Raw genomic sequence first — 20,520 nt, forward strand, 5'->3', positions numbered from 1 at the left:
CAGTTACCGTTTTACCTCAAATTTATATCCAATCCCCCAGACGGTCGTCAGCGCCCACTTGTCGTTGCCCTTGATTTTTTCACGGAGCCGCTTGATATGGACATCTACCGTCCGCGTGTCGCCGATGTATTCATATCCCCAGATATGGTCGAGAAGCTGCTCCCTTGTGAATACCTGGTTTGGTGAGGACGCGAGGAAATAGAGCAGTTCCAGTTCCTTCGGCGGCAGCTCGATCGAGTGTCCGTTGTAAATGACGGAGTAGTTCGTCAGGTTGACGATGAGATCCGGATATTCGACAAAATTGCCATGCTGTTCGGTCACGGACGATGCAGGCATCTGCACCGGCAGCTGGTAGCGCCGCAGAACGGCTTTGACTCTGGCAACCAGCTCTTTCGAATCGAATGGTTTGATCATGTAGTCATCGGCGCCCAGCTCCAGCCCCAGCACCTTATCAAAGATTTCGCCCTTGGCGGAGAGCATGATGATTGGCACCTGGGAGGTACTTCGCAGTTCCCGGCAGACCTGATAGCCGTCGATGCCCGGAAGCATCAGATCAAGAAGAATCAGGTTGGGCTGAAATTCGGGAAATACCCGGAGAGCTTCTTCCCCGTCTCCGACAATTTTCGTTTCAAAACATTCTTTCGTCAGGTAAAGTGAGATTAGTTCAGCAATGTTGTAGTCGTCATCTACGATGAGAATGCGCTGCTTTTCAGCCATGTTGATTCCTCCTGTTTTTTTGGATATTTGTAACTGTTCAGTACCTTCACAGTTATGGATATTTCTTATTTAAATGTCACGATTGTAACGCCTGTATCGCCTTCGCCAAACTCGCCAAGCCGGTATTCCTTGACATAGCTTAATTTCTTCAAGTGGCGGTGTACGCCCGCTTTTAAAGCGCCGGTTCCACGACCATGTACGACGCGGACCTGCGGAAGATGCGCCAGGTAGGCATCATCCAGGTATTTGTCGAGTACCGGGATCGCCTCATCGACGGTCATGCCAATCAGGTTGACCTCCGGCGATACGCTGAAGGACTTGGACATCTTGATCTTGCTGCTTCCGCTTCCGGATCCGCGGGAACCACCCGTATGTGTGCCGGAAAGTCCCGGTCCGGTGATGGATGCTTCCTCGACCATTTCCAGATCGCGGATATTGACGAGGGAGCGCAGAATTCCCATCTGTACATACAGATCGCCCTTGGCGTTCGGCAGGGAGCTGACGGTTCCCTTTAAATTCATCGAGAGAACGCGCACGGTATCGCCGAGACGCAGCTTTTTCGCGGAAACGGCTTTTTTCGGTGCGGCGGTTTTCTTAACTGCCAGTTTCTTGTCTACATCCTGGATCTTGCCGCGCAGCTTGGTCCGCTCGGCTTCCAGTTCTTTATTGACGCCGGAAGACTTGGCAAGCTTGTTGATGTTGCGGATCGTCTGATCGGCGGTGTCCTTCGCATCCTGAAGGATCTTCTGAGCTTCCTCGCGGGCTTTGGAAAGCATTTTTTCCTTCTGCTCGGAGAAACGTTCTTCCTTCTGCTGGAGGCGGTTCTTCAGCGTTTCAATCTCCTGTTTATAGGAGGCGATCTCTTCGCGCTCTTTTTCAATGGTCACGCGGCTGTTTTCCAGATTGGCAAGCAGATCCTCGAAGGATTCGTCCTTCTGCTCCATCTGGTTTTTCGCCTCGTCGATGATATAATCCGGCAGCCCCAGCTTGCGGGAAATGGCAAATGCATTACTTTTTCCTGGAATACCGATGAGCAGGCGGTAGGTCGGGCGGAGAGTCTCGACGTTGAACTCGCAGCAGGCATTTTCAACGCCTGGCGCGGTCAGCGCAAAGACTTTTAATTCGCTGTAATGCGTGGTTGCGATCGTCCGGCAGGTCATGTTGTGCAGGAAATTTAAAACCGCAATCGCCAGCGCCGCGCCCTCGGTCGGGTCGGTACCGGAACAGAGCTCATCGAAGAGACAGAGCGAATTGGCGTCCGCCTCATTTAAAATCGAAACGATATTCGTCATATGGGCGGAGAATGTACTCAGATTCTGCTCGATGCTCTGCTCATCGCCAATGTCGGCAAATACATTGTCAAAAACAGCCAGCTCGGATCCTTCAAATGCCGGGATATGGAGTCCTGACTGCCCCATCAGGGTAAAGAGTCCGACGGTTTTTAAAGAAACGGTTTTACCACCCGTGTTTGGACCCGTCACAATCAGAAGGTCAAACGAATCGCCAACCCAGATGTTGATCGGAACGACCTGTTTCGGATTTAAGAGCGGATGGCGTCCGTCCTTGATATTGATATACCGTTTGTTGTTAAATTTCGGTTCCACGCAGTTATAGTGGCGGGAAAGAGCTGCCTTTGCGAAAATGAAATCGAGCTCTGCCAGAATCGAAAGATCCGAGAGGATCGCGTCGGTGTAAGGCATAAGCTGGCTGGAAAGAGCTGCCAGAACGAACTCAATTTCCCGTTTTTCCTGGATTTCCAGCTCGCGCAGTTCGTTGTTCAGCTTGACGATCGCGAGCGGCTCGATAAATACAGTCGAACCGGTCGAGGACTGGTCGTGCACCATGCCTGGGACCTGGGATTTATACTCAGCCTTGACCGGCAGGCAATAGCGCCCGTCGCGCATTGTGATGACGGCATCCTGTAAATAGGTCCGGCTGGAATTTAAAATAGAATTTAACTGGGTATGGACGCGTCCGCCCACGATCTTCATGGAGCGGCGCACTTTGGCAAGTCCCGGACTTGCGTCATCGCTGACCTCATCCTCGGATGGCAGGCAGCGCTTGATCTCATTGTTGACCGGCGTCAGCGGATCCAGGGCGCGGAAGCGCTCATCAAGGGAATCATCTGGAAATTCTTCGGATTTCTCATGGCGTCCGTAGCTCTGCGCGCGGGCAGCGACTGTCAGCAGGGAGCTGACAGAGAGAAGCTCCGGGATCCCCAGGGAACTTCCGATTTCCAGACGTTTCATGGAACCACGCACATCCTTCACGCCGCCGAAGGAGAGACTTCCCTTCATGCGGACGCGCGTCAGGGCATCGGTCGTCTCCGTCTGGCTCTGCCGGATCGTCCCCAGATCACAGGACGGCTGCAGTTCCCGGCACATCTGTTTTCCCATCTCCGTGGAGGCGTACTCCGTGAGCTGGTCGATGATCTTTGTATATTCGAGAGTTTTTAATGCTTTTTCATTCATGTTGTGGTAATCCTCTTAATTTAAATGGTGTTCACATGATACCGTGACCACTAAATTCGTGAAAGACCTCATTAAGTGGTCAGGTATAAGTTCTCACTAGACTCGAAAAGACCTCGTCAAGTGTTCACATTATATCACATTCCCCGCCGTCTAGCCAAGCATTCGCACTTTTTTCTTGCATAACCTTAAGAAGGAAAGTATAATTAGGATATGTTATGCAAAGGGGAAAGTGAAATGCCGGATTCAGAAGAACTTGAAAAAAAGGAAAAACGGGAATTCATGAGAGAAACGATAGTGAAGCCGCCGCTGACCAGAAAACAGATTGCGAAGCGGGTGGCTCTCTTTGTATGCGCGTCAGCCGCATTTGGAGGAGTCGCGGCGGTTTCGTTTGCGGCGGTAAAGCCGTTTGCGGATCGGTGTTTTCAGGGAAATGGGATGCAGGAGACATCCTCAGTCGAGTTTTCCAAGGACGATCCGGACTCTGTTTCGCCGTCGGACGGTGCAGATGCGGATATGACAGCGCAGCCGGAACAAATGGAGCAGGAGATTGATGAGGCGGTCAGCGAGGCGCTTTCCAGCTATCAGTTTTCCGTAGACAATTTCAATTCGATGACGTCGGTGCTGCGTGGAATCGGGGAACTGGGTGATAAGTCGATCGTGACGGTCAGCTCCGGCAAACAGGATACGGATATATTTGGAAATCCGGTGGAAAATACGGGTGATTATGCAGGTGCAGTCATCGCGGAGAGTGATGGAGAATTTCTGATCTTTACTTACGCCGATGCGGTGCGGGCGGCAGATTCGATCAATGTGAGATTTTCGGATGGAACGAAGATCGCTGGTACAGTGCGCCAGATTGACGAAGTGCTCGGAATGGCAGTTGTGGCGGTGCCGTCCGGCAATCTGCCGGAAGAAGAGCGGAAAAAGGTGCAGGTGCTTTCACTTGCCAATTCATATACGGTCAAGGCAGGCGATGTCCTCGTAGGTATCGGCGGTCCGTCCGGACAGGTGCATTCGCTTTCGTTTGGAACGGTATCCTACGTGGCGCGCAATGTGCAGATTACAGATGGACTGACGCGGATCCTGTATGCGGATATCAGCAGCAATTCGCAGACGGGTACCTTTTTGATCAATACAGCCGGAGAGATGGTCGGCTGGACATCGGAGTCCTGCCGCAGCGAGAGCTGTACGGATCGGACGGCGGCGTACACCATTTCCAGCTACAAGCCGATTCTGGAGCGGCTGACGAATGGCGCTTCGGCGGCATATCTGGGCATCCTGGGACAGGATGTGAGCCGTGCGATGCAGGGGAGCGGCATTCCGGCGGGCGTTTACGTGACGGAGGCAGTCTCCGGCAGCCCGGCATATGACGCTGGCATCCAGCCCGGCGATATTATTGTGAAATTTGGCACAAAGGAGATCGGAAGTTTCAAAGATCTCCAGGCGCAGATTGAAAATTCCGCGAGCGGCGTGTCTGTATCGGTAAATGTGATGCGGAAAGGGCGCGACGGATACACGGAAATTCCATTTTTGGTATCTCTGCGCGCCAGATAGAAATTCAGGAGGATATAGGCAGAATGAGATATATTGAACAGTTCCGGGAAGGAATGAGAGTCTCGGACGTATATTTATGTAAGACGAAACAGCACGCGGTGACGAAAAACGGAAAAGAGTACGCTTCCGTGCTGCTTCAGGATAAAACAGGCACGGTAGACTGCAAAATCTGGGATTTAAGTTCCCCGGGCATCAATGATTTTGAGCCGCTGCAGTACGTCTATGTGGACGGCGATGTGACGGTTTTCCAGGGTTCCAACCAGTTAAATATCAAGCGCATACGCAAGGCGGACGAGGGCGAGTATCAGGAAAGCGATTACCTTCCGGTCAGCTCAAGGGATATCAAGATAATGTATCAGGAGCTGACGGCTCTGGTGCAGTCTTTCCAGAATCCGTACCTGAAAAAGCTGGCATCCAGCTATTTCCTGGAAGATAAGGCATTTGTGAAGAAATTCTGCTTCCATTCGGCGGCGAAGAGTGTGCATCATGGTTTTGTGGGCGGACTTTTGGAACATACGTTAAGTGTTATGAAACTCTGTGATTTCTACACGAAGTCATATCCGGCGCTGAACCGCGATCTGCTTCTGACGGCGGCGCTGTTCCACGACATCGGAAAAGTGCAGGAATTATCCGCATTTCCGGAAAATGATTATACGGACGACGGTCAGCTCTTAGGTCATATCGTGATCGGCACGATGATGGTTGCAGACCGTATTAAGGAGATTCCGGGATTCCCGGCAAAGACAGCGGCGGAGTTAAAGCACTGCATCCTTGCGCACCACGGCGAATTAGAGTACGGTTCCCCAAAGAAACCGGCGCTTCTGGAGGCGCTGGCATTGAATTTCGCGGACAATACCGATGCGAAGATGGAGACGATGCTGGAAGTCTTAAAGAGCGGCGGGGAGAATCCGGGCTGGCTCGGATATAACCGTTTCCTGGAGACGAATGTGAGAAAGACGACGCCGACGGAATAATAATAAGATAACAGACATCTAAAATGAGTCTAAATGTATATAAGAAAAAGAAAACAGCGCTGCACAAGCAGATGCTGCCTTGCAGAAGCGGGGGAACGAAAAAATAGGAATCAGGACTCACCACCTAAAGAGGTGGGAGTCTTCTCGTTTCATAGGGAATTGCGTCCTATGAAACAAAAAACGCTCCGCGGGATGCGCACTCGCGCGAAGAAGAAACATGTCGCAAGCGACCGCGCTCGGCACGAGAATGTGCCAAGGCACATTCTTTTTTAACTGAGATAAATAAGAAAAATGGAGAAGGATACCAGGAAGGTACAGCGGTTCAGCAGGGACCGCACTTTTCTGATATCCTTTTGTTTCATAAGGAAAAATATAGGGGTACAACAGAAAATATGAAAAAACGAGAAAATACAGGCAAAATCATTGGAAAGGTGTTCGGAGAAGCCAGGGCACTTGGCGTCACTGCCTTAGCGGCGGCAGTCATGCTTTCCGGATGCGGAAACGCTGGAAATCAGGCGCAGAAAGGCGGTTCCGGCGCAGAACAGACGGAAAATGTTGAAAACGGCGAAAATGCAGCGGAAAATACCCAAATAAGCGTTATTATCGCGATGCCGCCGACTTCAGAGCCGGAGGCGGGCTTTGATCCGGCATATGGCTGGGGCGCGGGCGAGCATATGCATGAACCGCTGATCCAGAGCACCCTGACGGTGACAGAAGCAGATTTGAGTATCGGGTATGATCTGGCGACAGATGTGGAGACCTCCGAGGATGGAATGACATGGACGGTGACGATCCGCGACGATGCGAAATTCACGGATGGCGAGGCGCTGACCGCGGAGGATGTGGCATTCACTTATAACACATTGAAAAAGACGAGTTCCGTCAACGATTTTTCAATGCTGAAACAGGCGGAGGCGATCGATGATGTGACGGTTGTGTTTGAGATGGAACGCCCGTTTGCTATCTGGTCATACACGATGGCGGTGACGGGAATTGTGCCGGAGCATGCATATGGAACGGATTACGGCACACATCCGATCGGTTCCGGGCGATATATCCTGAAACAGTGGGACAAGGGGCAGCAGGTGATTCTGGAAGCCAACCCGGATTATTATGGGGATGCGCCGAAGATGCGGCAGGTCACGATTCTCTTTATGGAAGAGGATGCGGCATTTGCGGCGGTGCGCGCCGGGCAGGTGGATGTGGCGTACACGGCGGCGTCCTATGCAGACCAGTCGGTTCCAGAATTCAGTCTTTTGGATTGTGAGACGGTGGACAACCGTGGATTTAACCTCCCGGCAGTGCCGGAGACGGTACGGGGGGATGGCGTAAAAATCGGCAATGATTTTACCGCGGATGTGCAGGTGCGCCGGGCGATCAACCTGGCGATTGACCGGCAGGAAATGATCGATCATGTGTTAAATGGTTACGGCAGCCCGGCATATAGTGTCTGTGACAAGATGCCGTGGTACAACGATGAAATGGAGAAAATTTCCTATGATGTGGAGAAGGCGGAAGAGATGCTGGATGCGGCGGGATGGAAGAAAAATGCCGACGGCATCCGCGAAAAGGGTGGAGTGAAAGCCATTCTGGAATTTCTCTATCCGACCGGGGATTCGGTGCGTCAGGCGCTGGCAGCCGATACGGCGCAGCAGTTAAAAGAGATTGGAATTGACACATCGATCCGCGGCACCGGCTGGGATACTGCGTATGACGAGGCACAGTCGCAGCCGCTTCTCTGGGGCTGGGGCGCGCACACGCCGATGGAATTTTATAATATTTACCATACAAAGGCAGATACGGGGCTGGCAGAATATTCGCCGTATGCGAATGAGACCGTGGACGCTTATATGGATGAGGCCCTGGCAGCACCGGATCTGGAAAGTTCGTATGAATTGTGGAAAAAGGCGCAGTGGGACGGCGAGACGGGCGTTTCAGCCGAGGGTGATCTTCCGTGGATCTGGCTGGTGAATGTCGATCATCTGTACTGGGTGAGAGACGGGCTTCATGTCGCAGAGCAGAAGGTGCATCCGCACGGTCACGGCTGGTCCATCGTCAACAATGTCGATCGGTGGTACTATGAGTAGGATGAAATGGTTTGGGCGCAGTCTGCTGCACCTGATTCTGCTGCTTTTGGCAGTCAGTCTGGTATCGTTTCTGCTGGTGTCGATGTCTCCGGTCGATCCGCTGCAGACGAATGTCGGGCAGACGGCGCTCGGCTCGATGGCGCCGGAGCAGATCGAGAAGCTGCAGGCGTACTGGGGCGTTGGTGTGCCGGTCTGGAAGCGCTTCTTTAACTGGATTTCGGGCATCTGTCATGGTGATTTTGGCATTTCCCTTCTGTACCGCAGACCGGTGCTGGAGGTGATCGCGGAAAAGGCGTCTGCGTCAGTGTGGCTCCTTCTGTCTGCGTGGCTGTTTTCGGGAATCGTGGGGATATTTTTAGGAATTGCAGCGGCGGCAAAACGGGGCAAGTGGGCGGATCGCCTGATTACGGGCTATTGCATCGTGATCGCGGGAACGCCGTCCTTCTGGCTGGCGCTGGTGCTGCTGCTTCTCTTTACAGTGCAGCTTCCCGTCTTCCCAATCGGGTTCAGTGTCCCGGTGGGAATGGCGGCGGACGAGGTCAGCCTGGCGGATCGCCTGTATCACGCATTTCTGCCGGCGTGTACGCTGGGACTGACAGGGATTTCTTCGATTGCGATGCACACGCGCGAAAAAGTGATTGAGATTCTGGAAAGTGATTACGTACTCTATGCGCGGGCGCGGGGCGAGAGCGGCTGGCGGCTGATTTTTCGGCATGGACTCCGCAACCTGCTTCTCCCGGTAATTACGCTCCAATTTGGCTCGATCAGCGAGATTTTCGGCGGTTCGGTGCTGGTGGAACAGGTCTTTTCCTATCCGGGACTCGGACAGGCGGCGGTCACGGCGGGGCTGGGAAGCGATATCCCGCTTCTGATGGGAATTACACTCATCAGTGCCGTGCTTGTATTTGCAGGAAATGCAGCGGCGGATGGGCTGTACCGGCTGGTCGATCCGAGACTTAGGAAAGGAGGCAGGGCATGAGAAAGAAAACACTCTGGCTGCTGGGAATTTCCCTCCTTTTCCTGATTCTGGTGACAGTGCTTGGAATCGTCTGGGAGGATGCCGCACAGCAGGTCGATTTTGCGAGAAAAAACCTGCTTCCGGGAACCGGCGGGCTGTTTGGAACCGACTGGATGGGGCGGAATATGCTGAAACGGACGGTTGCAGGGCTTTCTTTAAGCATCCGGCTGGGGCTTCTGACCGCGGCGATCAGCGCCGCGGTGGCATTGGCGCTTGCATTGCTGGCGTCGCTTGGCGGGGGACTGATGGATTCATTGGTATGCGGGCTGATTAATCTGGTAATGGGAATCCCGCACATGCTTCTCCTGATCCTGATTTCCTACAGTCTGGGAAAGGGATTCCGGGGTGTAGCAGCCGGGATTGCCCTGACGCACTGGGCGTCGCTGGCGAGGCTTTTGCGGGCGGAAATCTTACAGATCCGGGAAAGTCCGTATGTGCAGATCTCCGAAAAACTGGGGAAAAAGCCCTGGTGGATTGCCTGGAACCACATCGTCCCGCAGGTATCGCGGCAATTTGTGACCGGGTTAATTCTTCTCTTTCCCCATGCGATTCTTCATGAGGCGGGCGTGACCTTTCTGGGCTTCGGTCTTTCCTCCGAGCAACCAGCGATCGGTGTTATTTTATCCGAGAGTATGTCGTACCTGATTACCGGAAAATGGTGGCTGGCGCTCTTTCCGGGCGCGGCACTGGTGCTGGTAACGCTGGGATTTCAGGCGATCGGGCAGAGCCTGGGGCGGCTGATGGATCCGGGGAGCGCGCATGAGTAGAGGATGCTGGGAATGAGGCAGAAAAACATATATTTTGATAAAATGATGCGATTAAGACAAAAACAATCAAAAACGATGCGGCTATCAGATTTGGAACAGACAGACGTTCTCAAAGAACGGAGATTGCGTGAAAATCGTGATTCCATGGAAATGCCGATATTGAAAATTCAAAATCTAAACTTATATTTTACGCAGTACGCGCGTGGGCTTAGACGGCGCGAACTCCATCCGCTCCGCGATCTTTCCTGCAAACTTTTCAGTGGGGAGCTGACGGCGGTGGTCGGGGCGAGTGGTTCGGGAAAAAGCCTGCTGGCGCACGCGATTCTGGGAATCTTGCCGTACAACTGCCGGATGGAAGGAAAAATTTTCTATCAGGGAGAGGTTCTGGATGAGACGCGGCTTGCCGGGCTGCGGGGCAATGGGATTTCCCTGATTCCGCAGGGGGTTTCCTACCTCGATCCGTTGATGCGGGTCGGGGATCAGATCTGTGGCGGCAGAAAAGATGAAGCGACGCGGGCAAAATGCCGCCAGCTTTTGAAGCGGTACGGGCTGGATGAATCAGTGGAAAAATGTTATCCATTTGAGCTGTCGGGCGGCATGGCGCGGCGCGTCCTGATGGCAGCGGCACTGATGCAGGAGCCGAGGCTGATTGTGGCGGATGAACCGACACCGGGGCTGGAGATGATGACCGCGCGCCATGTGATCCGTCATTTAAAAGAGATGGCACAGGACGGGGCAGCGGTGCTTCTGATTACTCATGATCTGGAACTGGCGATTGAGATGGCGGACCGGATTCTGGTGTTTTATGACGGGACGATTCTGGAGGAAGTAAAGCCGGAGAACTTCCGGGAGGGACGGAATCTGAAAGAGCCATACACGCAGGCGCTCTACCGGGCACTGCCGGAACATGAATTTTTTGGAGGAGAATGAGATGTCACTAAAGGCAGAAAACCTATCTTTTTCGTATGAAAATGGAGGGCGCCACGTGCTGACGCGTATTTCCCTGAAAATTGAGCCAGGAGAGCGCGTGGGTCTGGTGGCGCCGAGCGGATATGGAAAAACGACGCTGTGCCGCCTGCTGGCGGGATATGAGAGACCGGAGGCGGGAACGGTAGAGATTGACAGCATACCGATTGAGAATATCCGGGGCTGTATGCCGGTGCAGTTAATCTGGCAGCACCCGGAGCAGGCGCTCAACCCACGCTGGCGGATGCGCCGGGTTCTCAGTGAGGGCGGTCAGGTGAATGAGGAGAGTCGGGGACGGCTTGGCATCCGGGAAGAATGGCTGGATCGGTTTCCATCGGAGCTTTCCGGCGGCGAACTGCAGCGGTTCTGTATTGCCAGAGCGCTGGCGGCAAATCCGCGGTATCTGCTGGCGGATGAGATCACCGCGATGTTTGACGCAGTGACCCAGAGCCAGATCTGGCAGGCGCTTTTGCATGAGGCAAAGGAGCGGGAGCTGGGAATGGTGATTGTGAGCCATTCGGAATCTCTTTTGAAGCGGATTTGCACGCGGCGGATTGATTTAAAGGCATTGCAGGAAAAGATGGCAGCAGTTTAGTCAGTTTACATATTGACAGAGAAAATCGGGATTGACCGAGCTCATAAGAGCGAGGGATGCTTCTTGTCCAAAGGACAAGAAGATGGGCGATAGTAAGAGATTAATAATTCGGGATTTGGTAAGGAGGAGGAAAAATGGATGTTCGGAAGCTGTTGGAAGAGGTAAAACGGGGGGATACGAGTATTGAGGAAGCGGAGAACGCGTTCAAGAATCTTCCTTACGAAGATTTAGGGTATGCGAAGCTGGATCTGCACCGGAAATTGCGTTCGGGATTCCCAGAGACGGTGTTCTGCCAAGGAAAGCCGGATGCCTATCTGGCGGATATTTTCGAGACGCTGTACCGGGAAAATGGGGAAGTACTCGGAACGCGGGCGACGCCGGAGCAGTGGAATCTAGTGCGGGCGCGCATCCCGGAGATAGAATACGATCCGGTTTCAAAAATTTTGCAGGCGAGAAAATCATCGGAGACACCGCGGAAGCTGGAAGGGCTGGTGGCAGTCTGCACAGGCGGAACCGCGGATATCCCGGTTGCGGAGGAAGCTGCCAAAACGGCAGAATTTTTCGGCTGCCGCGTGGAGCGCTACTATGATATAGGGGTGGCGGGCATCCATCGCCTTTTATCCAAACGCGAGGCGATTGCGCGGGCAAACTGCGTGATTGCGGTGGCGGGAATGGAAGGCGCGCTTGGCACAGTTGTCGCCGGGCTGGTGGAAAATCCGGTCATTGCGGTTCCGACCTCGGTCGGCTATGGTGCAAGTTTTCATGGACTGTCGGCATTGATCACGATGATTAATTCCTGTGCGAACGGCATTTCGGTTGTAAATATAGATAACGGCTACGGCGCAGCATATCTGGCGGCGCAGATTAACCGCCTGGCGGTTCGGGAGCCGAAGAAGACGGCAGAGTGATAGTGGTTTGTGATAATTGCATAAAAGCGAAAAACGGAAATGTATCAATAAAATGAGAAAAGTAGAGGGAGAAGTAAAAATGGATGAGAAAATCTTATATCTGGATTGTGCGTCTGGAATCAGTGGAGATATGACGGTTGGCGCACTGTTGGATCTTGGAGCAAGCCGGGAAAAACTGGTACGGGCACTGGACAGTCTGGGCGTATCCGGGTATCATCTGCATTTTGGGCGGACGAAGAAATGTGGAATCGATGCGTATGATTTCGATGTACATTTAGAGGAAGAAGAGCATCATCACGACCACGAACATAGCCATGATGAGCACGACCATGAGCATCATCACGATCATGAACACACTCACGACCATGAGCACAGCCATGATCACGCTCACACCCACGACCATGAGCACAGCCATGATCACGCTCACACCCACGATCATATGCATCCTCACGTCCACCGCAACATTCATGACATTTTCGAGATCATCGATCGTCTGGATGCATCTGACCGCGTTAAAAATCTGGCGCGCCGGATGTTTGAGATTGTGGCGGGGGCAGAGTCGAAAGCACACGGAATCCCGGTCAGCGAGGTTCATTTCCATGAAGTCGGTGCAATTGACTCGATTGTGGATGTTATCAGTGCGGCATTCTGCCTGGAGGATCTGGGAATCCACCGCGTGGTGATATCGCCGCTTTCCGAAGGTCATGGATTCGCACGCTGCCAGCACGGTTTAATGCCGGTTCCGGTTCCGGCGACGGCAAATATCGCAGCGGCACAGGGCTTGGAACTGACGCTTCGGGATGTCGAAGGAGAGATGGTAACGCCGACCGGCGCGGCGATCGCGGCGGCATTCCGGACAGAAGCGGCGCTTCCGAAGAAGTACCAGATCGAAAAGATCGGTATCGGCGCCGGAAATAAGGATTTCGCGCACGCGAATATCCTGCGGGCGATGCTTCTGACGGATAAAACGGTGGAAGTAGAAACTGGAAAAGACGGTCACGACGAGAGCTCCATGTGGGTCATGGAGGCAAACCTGGACGACTGCACCGGCGAGGCGCTGGGATATGCGATGGAGGTGCTTCTGGAAGCGGGCGCCAGAGATGTGTGGTACACACCGGCATATATGAAGAAAAACCGTCCGGCGTATGTGCTTCATGTACTGACAACGGCAGAAAAACGGGAAGAATTAGAACAGCTTGTCTTCTCCTGTACGACCACGATCGGTGTGCGCCGCTATCCAGTAGAGAGGACGATACTGCCACGGGAAGTAAAGGAGATCCAGACCCGTTACGGGGCAGCAAAGGTAAAAATCTGCAAGCGCGGCGGCGTGGATACGTGCTATCCGGAGTATGAGAGCGTGCGCGCGATCTGCCGGGAGACAGGGAAGCGCTTCATGGAAGTATTCCACGGAGTAATGGAAGACGGAAGTATTAGTTTACAGTAAGCACTTTTGAGATTGAAAAACGGCACAGTGCATTCTCGTTAGATAATTAAGAGGAGAATCAAGAACCATGGAAAATAAACCAATGATATCAGAGACAGAAAAAAGAGAAGCTTTAAAACAGTTCATGGCAGAAAAAGCGAAGGCACCGGTCTGTGTCGCCTTTTCGGGCGGTGTGGACAGCAGCCTGATTCTCAAGCTGGCGTGTGATACGGCGAAGAAGACGGGAATGCCGGTTTATGCCGTGACATTTCACACCATGCTGCACCCAGCCTGTGATCTGGAGATCGCGGAGCGGGTGGCAAAGGAGCTGGGCGCGATCCATAAAATTATCCAGGTCAATGAGATGGAGCTGGAAGCCATCCGAACGAATCCGGTCAACCGCTGTTATATCTGCAAACACCACCTGTTCGCGACACTTCTGGATTTTGCAAAAGAAGAGGGGATTCCGTGCGTGATGGACGGAACCAATGAGAGCGACCTGCATGTGTACCGCCCGGGTATCCAGGCACTCCGTGAGCTGGGTGTCGTCAGTCCACTTGCACAGTGCGGACTGGAGAAAAAGGATGTCAAGGCATTTGCGGCTGACTTAGGAATTTCCGTTGCATCCCGTCCGTCCATGCCATGTATGGCGACCCGCCTTCCATATGGAACTTCCTTTGACATGGAAGTTTTGAAGCGGATTGAGAAAGGCGAAGATTATCTTCGAAGCGTGTTTGGCGGAAATGTGCGCCTGCGCCTGCATGGCGATATTGTCCGGATCGAGGTGGATGCGGATAAATTTGAAAAAGCGATTGCCGAGCGGGAGACGATCTGCAGGACATTAAAAGAAATGGGATTTCTGTACATTACACTCGATCTGGAAGGTTTCCGGTCGGGAAGTATGGATATAGTGGAGAAACTCAACGCGCTGGTCGGGAAATGAATGTAAAGGAGATGGAAATCCCATGCAAGAAGAATGTATAGTCTGTAAAGCACCTCTTATTTATCTGAAACAGGATGAATGGATGGAGTGTGAATTATGTCATAAAAAAGAATTGAGCAAGACCAGATGCCAGAACGGGCATTATGTTTGTAATGATTGTCATACGAAGGGACTGGACACCATTCTTTCCCTGTGTATAGACGAAACATCCAGAAATCCGATCGAGATTGTCCGGAAGATGATGGATGCACCGTTTTGCCATATGCATGGACCGGAGCATCATGTCATGGTGGGAGCGGCGCTGCTTACTGCATATAAAAATGCGGGAGGTGCTATTAATCTGCGGGAATCTGTGATGGAAATGCTGAACCGTGGGAAAGCCGTTCCAGGAGGAACCTGCGGATTCTGGGGTGCCTGCGGAGCGGGAATCAGCGCAGGTATGTTTGTATCTATCTTGTCTGGGGCGACGCCACTGACGGAGGAATCTTGGGGACTTTCGAATCAGATGACATCAAAAGCACTGGAAGCGATTTCGCGCACCGGCGGTCCGAGGTGTTGTAAAAGAGATTCTTATCTGGCGATTCTGGCGGCGGTTGATTTTGTAAAAACGCATTTTGGAATCGAAATGGAATGCACAGAAGTCCAGTGTACGCATTGTGCTCAGAACAATCAGTGTATTGGCAAGCGCTGTCCATTTTGGCGATTTGATGATAGTATTTGACTATAAATGGATAAACGGAGATAATAAAGTTGCGATATAATTAGATTGTGCGAGATGGGATTGCAGTTTGCATAATGTGTGAACTGTGATGAGAGAGCAATTTCTCGTGTAATAGGAAATTTCCTGGAATTCCCTATTACACAAAAAGGCACATCCTTTTTTACGTGGAAAAATCGGAATTTGCGTTGGGGTATAGAAAATAGAATGAAGAATTCAAAGGTTAAAATAATCGCTTTAATAATGTGGATTATTTTTGAAATTGTAGCTGTTGTGTTATGGCTATCAAAAGATAATATTTTTTATTTATTGAATTTTAGTTATATTGGTACGTCAATAGCATTAGGTCTAGTGTTGATGGCTAACAATCAACCATATGCAAGAAGAATTGTCCAGTTACTTGTTGGTACATATATGCTGGTTTACCTTGGACTTATTGATAATGAAAATATGCAGATAGAGGGATTCTGGTATTACTTATTTACTGGAGTTTTCGAGGCCGCAACAATTCATTATGCAGTAGCAAAGATATTCGGTCCACTGATATTTGGAAGAGGCTGGTGTGGATTTGCTTGTTGGACTGCAATGATACTTGATTTTTTACCATATAAAACTCCTCAAAGTCATGAAAGACGAAAAATTGGGTGGATAAGGTATATCGCGTTTGCTGTATCATTGATCTTTGTTTCCGTACTTTTCTTGTGTAAAGTGGATAACATTGAACGAATAATGTTTTGGGCATTTTTGATAGGGAATATTGTTTATTATTTAGTTGGAATTACATTGGCTTTTACATTTAAGGATAATAGAGCATTCTGTAAATATATTTGTCCAATAACTGTTTTCTTAAAGCCAATAAGCTATTATTCTCTGTTTCGTATCTGTTGCGATAAAACAAAATGTATTAACTGTGGAAAATGCGAAAGGCTTTGCCCTATGGATGTTGAAGTTACAAATAATTCAAGAAAACGAAAGAATGACACAGAATGCATATTATGTATGGAGTGCGTGAAGAATTGCCCTAAGAAGGCACTTTAATCAAATTCCAATTTGACGGAGTAATATATATGAAAATCCGAGAAGTGAATGAGAATAAAAAGCAGTTTATATCATTATTGTTATTAGCTGATGAACAGGAGAGCATGGTTGATCGCTATCTTGAAAAAGGAACTATGTATGTGCTTGAAGACAATGATGTAAAAGCTGAATGTGTTGTCACCGATGAAGGTAACGAAATACTTGAAATCAAGAATATCGCAGTCGATCCGGAAAATCAGGGAAAGGGCTATGGCAAAGCACTAATTGATTTTCTTGCCAGTAAATATGCAGATGAATATTCTGTTTTGCAAGTTGGAACAGGTGACAGTCCATTGACGATACCATTTTATGAAAAATGTGGGTTTGTTCGTTCTCACAAGATTCCCAATTTCTTTACTGACAATTATGACCACCCAATTTATGAGAGCGGTGTACAACTAATAGATATGGTATATTTGCAAAGACATATATAACTTCAAGCTTTTCGAATGTATGTTTGTGCCTGAGGAATTGGAGAGTGGATAATGAAAAAACCACCTTTATACACTGCGAAGACCACCTTTGTACACTTTTTTAAAATGTGGATAACTTCTTAAAAACCACCTTTATACATTCTTGTAAAATTGGAAAAAAGCTCAAAAAACCACCTTTATACACTAAAAAATTACCATCTTGCAAAATGCCTGATTTACCTAAAGAACTTGCTCGCACGGGATATGCACATATCGCATTTAGTGTAGGAAGTAAAGAAAAGGTTGATGCCTTGACCGTAGAGTTGAAAACTGCTGGTTATGAAGTAATCAGCGGTCCCCGGACAACAGGAGATGGCTATTACGAAAGCTGTATTGTTGCAATTGAAGGGAATCAAATTGAGGTTACAGTTTGAACCCGACAATTTCAAGTTCGAAAAATTGAGAAATCGTAAAATTGAAGAAAAAAGGAATGCACAGTTCTTAGCATATCGGGAACTGTGCATTTCTGTAAATAAATACTTTTAATTAGCCGATTACGGCATCTTCTGCTGTAAAATGTTCCAGAGAATTTTCTTTTACCTGAATGCAGATATAAGTAATTCCGGAAATATCGGATGCAAAAAACTGACGCTTTGCAGCAGGTGCGATTTTTAGCCAGTCTCCAGTTGAAAGGCTAATTTCTTCTCCATCAATTATGGCTTTGCCGTTACCTGAAAGAATTCCATAGATTTCTTCATTTTCTTTATGAGAATGAACAAATGGGACATTTGCTCCTGCAGGTAGTTCGTTTAAACTGATTTCTGCACCTGTTAAAGACAACTTTTCATGTAGCTCAATTCGGTTTTCCTTTCCAATAGTTGTTTTTGTGTAATTTGCCATAATAATACCTCCATAGTTAATTTGTAGTTTCTGGTTGCTTGGTATTAGTATAGTGTGAGACACATACAAAAACAAGTACGCACCTTTTTGTAACTGTACACTCAAAAATGAATGTGTTACAATAGACTCGGAGGTGAGAATTATGCGAGCAAAAGAAGAATTACCGGAATGCCCAGTTGCAACAGCAGTATCTCTTATCGGAGGAAAATGGAAACTGCTGATTTTGCGTAACTTGAAAGAGCGTCCATGGAGATTCAATGAGCTACAACGAAGTATAGATGGTATTTCACAAAAGGTTTTGACAGATAGTTTAAGACAAATGATGAGTGATGGGCTGGCATATCGCCACGATTACCATGAGCAGCCACCGAGAGTTGAATACGGCTTAACTGAACTCGGAACAAAAATGCTTCCAATTGTTAATTCACTTGCTGACTTTGGTAACTACTATAAATCAATTATTGAACAGAATTAAGGACGTTAGTATTTGAAAAGATCGAACAATTCCAGTTTGTATAACAGGAATTTATCAGAAAATGAGGAATAGTTGAAATGGAGGCGCTATAATAACATGAAGATTGAAGGGAACCAGAAAGAACTGGATGCAATGGTAGAATTTCATAAGGGAAACCGTGTCGAGGGACTGAGACTGCAAGAAGAATTTGCAGCGGAATTTCGTAAGGAGTATAAAGACAAAGATCACTGTCCTTGCCTGAAAGCCTGTCGTTATCACGGAAACTGTAAGGAATGTGTAGCAATCCACAGAGCGCATCAGGAACATGTTCCTAATTGTATGCGACCATTGATTAATAAAAAATTGAAATTGATGTCAGAATTAACAGAGCATACCTTGGCAAATGAAATAGAAGCTCCACATGAGATTTTAAGAAAATAGGCAAGTCAAATTCCCGTTTATTGGGAAGTCGCAGAGAACGAAAAATCGGAAGTTTACAGCGAGGTGAAAGAGGTTGAATTATGTAGAATATGGAAAAGAAAACAAATATGATGATAATATATTTTTTCAAAAATACAGTCAAATGAGTCGCTCACAGCAGGGACTAGCCGGTGCAGGAGAATGGGAAACATTGAGAAAGCTGCTGCCGGATTTTAAAGATAAGCGTGTGCTTGATTTAGGATGCGGTTATGGATGGCACTGTATTTATGCGATGGAACACGGAGCGTCTTCTGTTGTGGGTGTTGATATTTCTCATAAAATGCTCGAGGTAGCCAAAGAAAAAACACATTTTCCACAGGTTGAATATAAATGCTGTGCTATAGAAGATGTGGAATTCCCAGAGGAGAGTTTTGATGTAATATTAAGTTCACTTGCGTTTCACTATGTAGCAGATTATGAGATTTTAGTAAAAAAGATATATAGAATACTGAAGTCTGGTGGTAAGCTAGTTTTTACGGTTGAACATCCTGTTTTTACTGCCTATGGAACACAAGACTGGCATTATAACGAAAAAGGAGAAATACTGCATTTTCCGGTGGATAATTATTATTATGAGGGCAAACGGACAGCTGTCTTTTTGGGAGAAAAGGTTACAAAATATCATAGAACACTGACCACATATCTAAATACACTGCTTTCAAATGGTTTTATAATAAATCATATTGTGGAGCCGCAGCCGCCGGAATACATGATGGATATTCCGGGGATGCAGGATGAAATGCGCCGTCCCATGATGCTGATTGTATCGGCGAACAAAAAAGTGGATAGATAGAACTAAAACACCTATAAGGTATAAATGGAGGTAATTTATGTTTAAAGAAAAAATTATTATAGAGATGAAAGAAGTATTCAAAGAAATTCCTTTTGGCATAGAGCATACTCTCAAAGTTTTGAAAAATGCAGAAGATATAATGAAAGGAGAAAATATCGGAGAGGAAGAAAAAGAATTCATCAGTATTATTGCTATACTACATGATATTGGTGCGGTTGAAGCACAAAAAAAATACGGTTCTATTGATGGTGTCTATCAAGAAAAGGAAGGACCAGAAGTAGCGAAAGAAATATTAAAAAAGGTAGGCTATAACAAAAATATTGATAGAATATGCTTTATAATAGGCAACCATCATACTCCATCTAAAATTGATGGACTTGATTTTCAAATACAATGGGAAGCTGATTTGCTTGAAAATTTAACGGTTATGGATAAAGAAAAAGAACAGGAAAAGATAAAAAAGTGTATAGATGAAAACTTTAAAACAAACACAGGAAAAAGGATAGCTTATAATCGCTTTATTTTAGATTAGTAGTAGATTATTACAGTTATGTATTTTATATCGCAAAGAAAAAATAGTAGTTAAGTTTAACCCTAGGGTTAAATGATGAATATGTTGAGGGCATTTTTGTTTCTGGTGAAATGCAATCGCAGGCTATAGGTAAAATTCTGCTGAATTATGCAAAGGACAAAAGGAGTAAGTTGTACTTGAACGTATACCAAAAGAATGCACGGGCAATATCTTTTTATAAGAGAGAAGGATTTGAGATTCAGCATAGTGGCTTAGATGAGGCTACCGGAGAAAAAGATTATGTAATGACATGGCAACACAAATAGAAATTCCAGTTTTTGAAACTGAGAAATCGCAATTTAAGGAGGCAAAGTACAATGAAAAAAGCTATTATTATGATGATTGTGGTATTTGCTTTAGTTGTTTGGCCGTTCAGCGGTGTGTGGCAGCTCTTGTCTGGCATCATTGGCGGTGGAGTCCGAGAATCCTTTATTTATCCGATTTATGGTGGAATTATTCTTCTTTCAGGTATTATAGTCGTTTGTACTGAACTCATTCTGGAAGAAATCAAATCGTTAAAAGACGATATAAAAGATAAAAAAGAAGGATGCTGACAACTCCAAGTTTGGAGAATTGAGAAAATCGGAAGTTGTAGGAGAAAATTTTTAATGAATATAACAGTTTATCTTGGGGCAAACGAAGGAAATGACCCATGCTTACGAAAAGCAGTTGAGGAATTGGGGGCATGGAT

General features: G+C 48.2%; 21 protein-coding genes and 2 pseudogenes. 20 read left to right on the forward strand and 3 right to left on the reverse strand.

Going from position 1 to position 20,520, the window contains the following annotated elements; all coding sequences use genetic code 11:
- Positions 1-3: 3 nt before the first annotated feature.
- A complete protein-coding gene (locus DW720_RS12530; RefSeq protein ID WP_107001860.1) occupies positions 4-717 on the reverse strand; it encodes a response regulator transcription factor in 714 nt (237 codons plus the stop codon).
- A gap of 65 nt (positions 718-782) precedes the next feature.
- The gene (locus tag DW720_RS12535; protein WP_118522497.1) at positions 783-3,188 is read right to left on the reverse strand and encodes an endonuclease MutS2; all 2,406 of its coding nucleotides are present in this window, start codon (positions 3,186-3,188) and stop codon (positions 783-785) included.
- 234 nt (positions 3,189-3,422) lie between these two features.
- Between DW720_RS12535 and DW720_RS12540 the strand changes: the two genes are divergently transcribed.
- The 14 genes and pseudogenes from DW720_RS12540 to DW720_RS16025 all read left to right on the forward strand — a co-directional run.
- Positions 3,423-4,742: a S1C family serine protease gene (locus tag DW720_RS12540; RefSeq protein WP_118743191.1), complete on the forward strand. Its 1,320-nt coding sequence runs from the start codon at positions 3,423-3,425 to the stop codon at positions 4,740-4,742.
- Between the two features lie 23 nt (positions 4,743-4,765).
- The gene (locus DW720_RS12545) at positions 4,766-5,716 is read left to right on the forward strand and encodes an HD domain-containing protein (RefSeq protein ID WP_118749715.1); all 951 of its coding nucleotides are present in this window, start codon (positions 4,766-4,768) and stop codon (positions 5,714-5,716) included.
- A 392-nt stretch (positions 5,717-6,108) separates the two neighbouring features.
- Positions 6,109-7,803 carry an ABC transporter substrate-binding protein gene (locus DW720_RS12550; protein WP_118749716.1) on the forward strand — a complete coding sequence of 565 codons (1,695 nt, stop codon included), beginning with the start codon at positions 6,109-6,111 and terminating at the stop codon, positions 7,801-7,803.
- Positions 7,796-8,782: an ABC transporter permease gene (locus DW720_RS12555; protein ID WP_333493393.1), complete on the forward strand. Its 987-nt coding sequence runs from the start codon at positions 7,796-7,798 to the stop codon at positions 8,780-8,782. The genes DW720_RS12550 and DW720_RS12555 overlap by 8 nt, the downstream gene beginning before the upstream one ends.
- On the forward strand, positions 8,779-9,588 hold the full coding sequence (locus tag DW720_RS12560) for an ABC transporter permease (protein WP_118749717.1): 810 nt from the start codon (positions 8,779-8,781) through the stop codon (positions 9,586-9,588). Before DW720_RS12555 ends, DW720_RS12560 begins: the two co-directional genes overlap by 4 nt.
- A 150-nt stretch (positions 9,589-9,738) precedes the next feature.
- On the forward strand, positions 9,739-10,518 hold the full coding sequence (locus DW720_RS12565; protein ID WP_118749723.1) for an ABC transporter ATP-binding protein: 780 nt from the start codon (positions 9,739-9,741) through the stop codon (positions 10,516-10,518).
- A gap of 1 nt (position 10,519) precedes the next feature.
- Positions 10,520-11,149, forward strand: coding sequence for an ATP-binding cassette domain-containing protein (locus DW720_RS12570; RefSeq protein WP_118749718.1), 630 nt, complete (start codon positions 10,520-10,522; stop codon positions 11,147-11,149).
- 134 nt (positions 11,150-11,283) lie between these two features.
- Positions 11,284-12,057, forward strand: coding sequence for a nickel pincer cofactor biosynthesis protein LarB (larB, locus tag DW720_RS12575; RefSeq protein WP_022358794.1), 774 nt, complete (start codon positions 11,284-11,286; stop codon positions 12,055-12,057).
- Positions 12,058-12,136: 79 nt separating this feature from the next.
- A complete protein-coding gene (gene larC, locus DW720_RS12580; RefSeq protein WP_118749719.1) occupies positions 12,137-13,501 on the forward strand; it encodes a nickel pincer cofactor biosynthesis protein LarC in 1,365 nt (454 codons plus the stop codon).
- Between the two features lie 67 nt (positions 13,502-13,568).
- Positions 13,569-14,423 carry an ATP-dependent sacrificial sulfur transferase LarE gene (larE, locus tag DW720_RS12585; RefSeq protein ID WP_207663378.1) on the forward strand — a complete coding sequence of 285 codons (855 nt, stop codon included), beginning with the start codon at positions 13,569-13,571 and terminating at the stop codon, positions 14,421-14,423.
- A gap of 82 nt (positions 14,424-14,505) precedes the next feature.
- The gene (locus DW720_RS12590; protein ID WP_347560723.1) at positions 14,506-15,144 is read left to right on the forward strand and encodes a DUF5714 domain-containing protein; all 639 of its coding nucleotides are present in this window, start codon (positions 14,506-14,508) and stop codon (positions 15,142-15,144) included.
- 204 nt (positions 15,145-15,348) lie between these two features.
- Entirely contained in the window at positions 15,349-16,179 is an 831-nt protein-coding gene (locus DW720_RS12595; protein WP_118522526.1) for a 4Fe-4S dicluster domain-containing protein, read from the forward strand.
- Positions 16,180-16,208: 29 nt separating this feature from the next.
- Complete coding sequence (locus tag DW720_RS12600; protein WP_118749720.1) at positions 16,209-16,652, forward strand: GNAT family N-acetyltransferase; 444 nt, start codon at positions 16,209-16,211, stop codon at positions 16,650-16,652.
- A 206-nt stretch (positions 16,653-16,858) separates the two neighbouring features.
- Positions 16,859-17,065: pseudogene (locus DW720_RS16025) on the forward strand (VOC family protein); the annotation flags it as partial.
- A 112-nt stretch (positions 17,066-17,177) separates the two neighbouring features.
- On the opposite strand, the gene DW720_RS12610 reads toward DW720_RS16025, so the two are convergent.
- Positions 17,178-17,531: a cupin domain-containing protein gene (locus tag DW720_RS12610; RefSeq protein ID WP_004614173.1), complete on the reverse strand. Its 354-nt coding sequence runs from the start codon at positions 17,529-17,531 to the stop codon at positions 17,178-17,180.
- 142 nt (positions 17,532-17,673) lie between these two features.
- On the opposite strand from DW720_RS12610, the gene DW720_RS12615 reads away from it, so the two are divergent.
- The 6 genes and pseudogenes from DW720_RS12615 to DW720_RS12640 all read left to right on the forward strand — a co-directional run bounded on the left by DW720_RS12615 (position 17,674) and on the right by DW720_RS12640 (position 20,383).
- Positions 17,674-18,006: a helix-turn-helix domain-containing protein gene (locus DW720_RS12615; protein WP_008373705.1), complete on the forward strand. Its 333-nt coding sequence runs from the start codon at positions 17,674-17,676 to the stop codon at positions 18,004-18,006.
- A 96-nt stretch (positions 18,007-18,102) separates the two neighbouring features.
- Positions 18,103-18,426, forward strand: coding sequence for a hypothetical protein (locus DW720_RS12620; RefSeq protein ID WP_004613237.1), 324 nt, complete (start codon positions 18,103-18,105; stop codon positions 18,424-18,426).
- A 142-nt stretch (positions 18,427-18,568) separates the two neighbouring features.
- The gene (locus DW720_RS12625; protein WP_117495051.1) at positions 18,569-19,258 is read left to right on the forward strand and encodes a class I SAM-dependent methyltransferase; all 690 of its coding nucleotides are present in this window, start codon (positions 18,569-18,571) and stop codon (positions 19,256-19,258) included.
- A 37-nt stretch (positions 19,259-19,295) separates the two neighbouring features.
- Complete coding sequence (locus DW720_RS12630; RefSeq protein WP_008981870.1) at positions 19,296-19,790, forward strand: HD domain-containing protein; 495 nt, start codon at positions 19,296-19,298, stop codon at positions 19,788-19,790.
- Between the two features lie 62 nt (positions 19,791-19,852).
- Positions 19,853-20,095: pseudogene (locus DW720_RS12635) on the forward strand (GNAT family N-acetyltransferase); the annotation flags it as partial.
- 51 nt (positions 20,096-20,146) lie between these two features.
- Positions 20,147-20,383 carry a hypothetical protein gene (locus tag DW720_RS12640; RefSeq protein WP_055060928.1) on the forward strand — a complete coding sequence of 79 codons (237 nt, stop codon included), beginning with the start codon at positions 20,147-20,149 and terminating at the stop codon, positions 20,381-20,383.
- The last annotated feature ends 137 nt before the right edge of the window (positions 20,384-20,520 follow it).

It is taken from the genome of Clostridium sp. AM27-28 (genome assembly GCF_003480955.1).
Classification (GTDB): domain Bacteria; phylum Bacillota; class Clostridia; order Lachnospirales; family Lachnospiraceae; genus Otoolea; species Otoolea fessa.

Coding starts and splice junctions, on each gene's coding strand:
- DW720_RS12530 (WP_107001860.1), bottom strand. CDS start 717: ATGGCTGAAAAGCAGCGCATTCTCATCGTAGATGACGACTACAACATT.
- DW720_RS12535 (WP_118522497.1), bottom strand. CDS start 3,188: ATGAATGAAAAAGCATTAAAAACTCTCGAATATACAAAGATCATCGAC.
- DW720_RS12540 (WP_118743191.1), top strand. CDS start 3,423: ATGCCGGATTCAGAAGAACTTGAAAAAAAGGAAAAACGGGAATTCATG.
- DW720_RS12545 (WP_118749715.1), top strand. CDS start 4,766: ATGAGATATATTGAACAGTTCCGGGAAGGAATGAGAGTCTCGGACGTA.
- DW720_RS12550 (WP_118749716.1), top strand. CDS start 6,109: ATGAAAAAACGAGAAAATACAGGCAAAATCATTGGAAAGGTGTTCGGA.
- DW720_RS12555 (WP_333493393.1), top strand. CDS start 7,796: ATGAGTAGGATGAAATGGTTTGGGCGCAGTCTGCTGCACCTGATTCTG.
- DW720_RS12560 (WP_118749717.1), top strand. CDS start 8,779: ATGAGAAAGAAAACACTCTGGCTGCTGGGAATTTCCCTCCTTTTCCTG.
- DW720_RS12565 (WP_118749723.1), top strand. CDS start 9,739: ATGCCGATATTGAAAATTCAAAATCTAAACTTATATTTTACGCAGTAC.
- DW720_RS12570 (WP_118749718.1), top strand. CDS start 10,520: ATGTCACTAAAGGCAGAAAACCTATCTTTTTCGTATGAAAATGGAGGG.
- larB (WP_022358794.1), top strand. CDS start 11,284: ATGGATGTTCGGAAGCTGTTGGAAGAGGTAAAACGGGGGGATACGAGT.
- larC (WP_118749719.1), top strand. CDS start 12,137: ATGGATGAGAAAATCTTATATCTGGATTGTGCGTCTGGAATCAGTGGA.
- larE (WP_207663378.1), top strand. CDS start 13,569: ATGGAAAATAAACCAATGATATCAGAGACAGAAAAAAGAGAAGCTTTA.
- DW720_RS12590 (WP_347560723.1), top strand. CDS start 14,506: ATGGAGTGTGAATTATGTCATAAAAAAGAATTGAGCAAGACCAGATGC.
- DW720_RS12595 (WP_118522526.1), top strand. CDS start 15,349: ATGAAGAATTCAAAGGTTAAAATAATCGCTTTAATAATGTGGATTATT.
- DW720_RS12600 (WP_118749720.1), top strand. CDS start 16,209: ATGAAAATCCGAGAAGTGAATGAGAATAAAAAGCAGTTTATATCATTA.
- DW720_RS12610 (WP_004614173.1), bottom strand. CDS start 17,531: ATGGCAAATTACACAAAAACAACTATTGGAAAGGAAAACCGAATTGAG.
- DW720_RS12615 (WP_008373705.1), top strand. CDS start 17,674: ATGCGAGCAAAAGAAGAATTACCGGAATGCCCAGTTGCAACAGCAGTA.
- DW720_RS12620 (WP_004613237.1), top strand. CDS start 18,103: ATGAAGATTGAAGGGAACCAGAAAGAACTGGATGCAATGGTAGAATTT.
- DW720_RS12625 (WP_117495051.1), top strand. CDS start 18,569: ATGAGTCGCTCACAGCAGGGACTAGCCGGTGCAGGAGAATGGGAAACA.
- DW720_RS12630 (WP_008981870.1), top strand. CDS start 19,296: ATGTTTAAAGAAAAAATTATTATAGAGATGAAAGAAGTATTCAAAGAA.
- DW720_RS12640 (WP_055060928.1), top strand. CDS start 20,147: ATGAAAAAAGCTATTATTATGATGATTGTGGTATTTGCTTTAGTTGTT.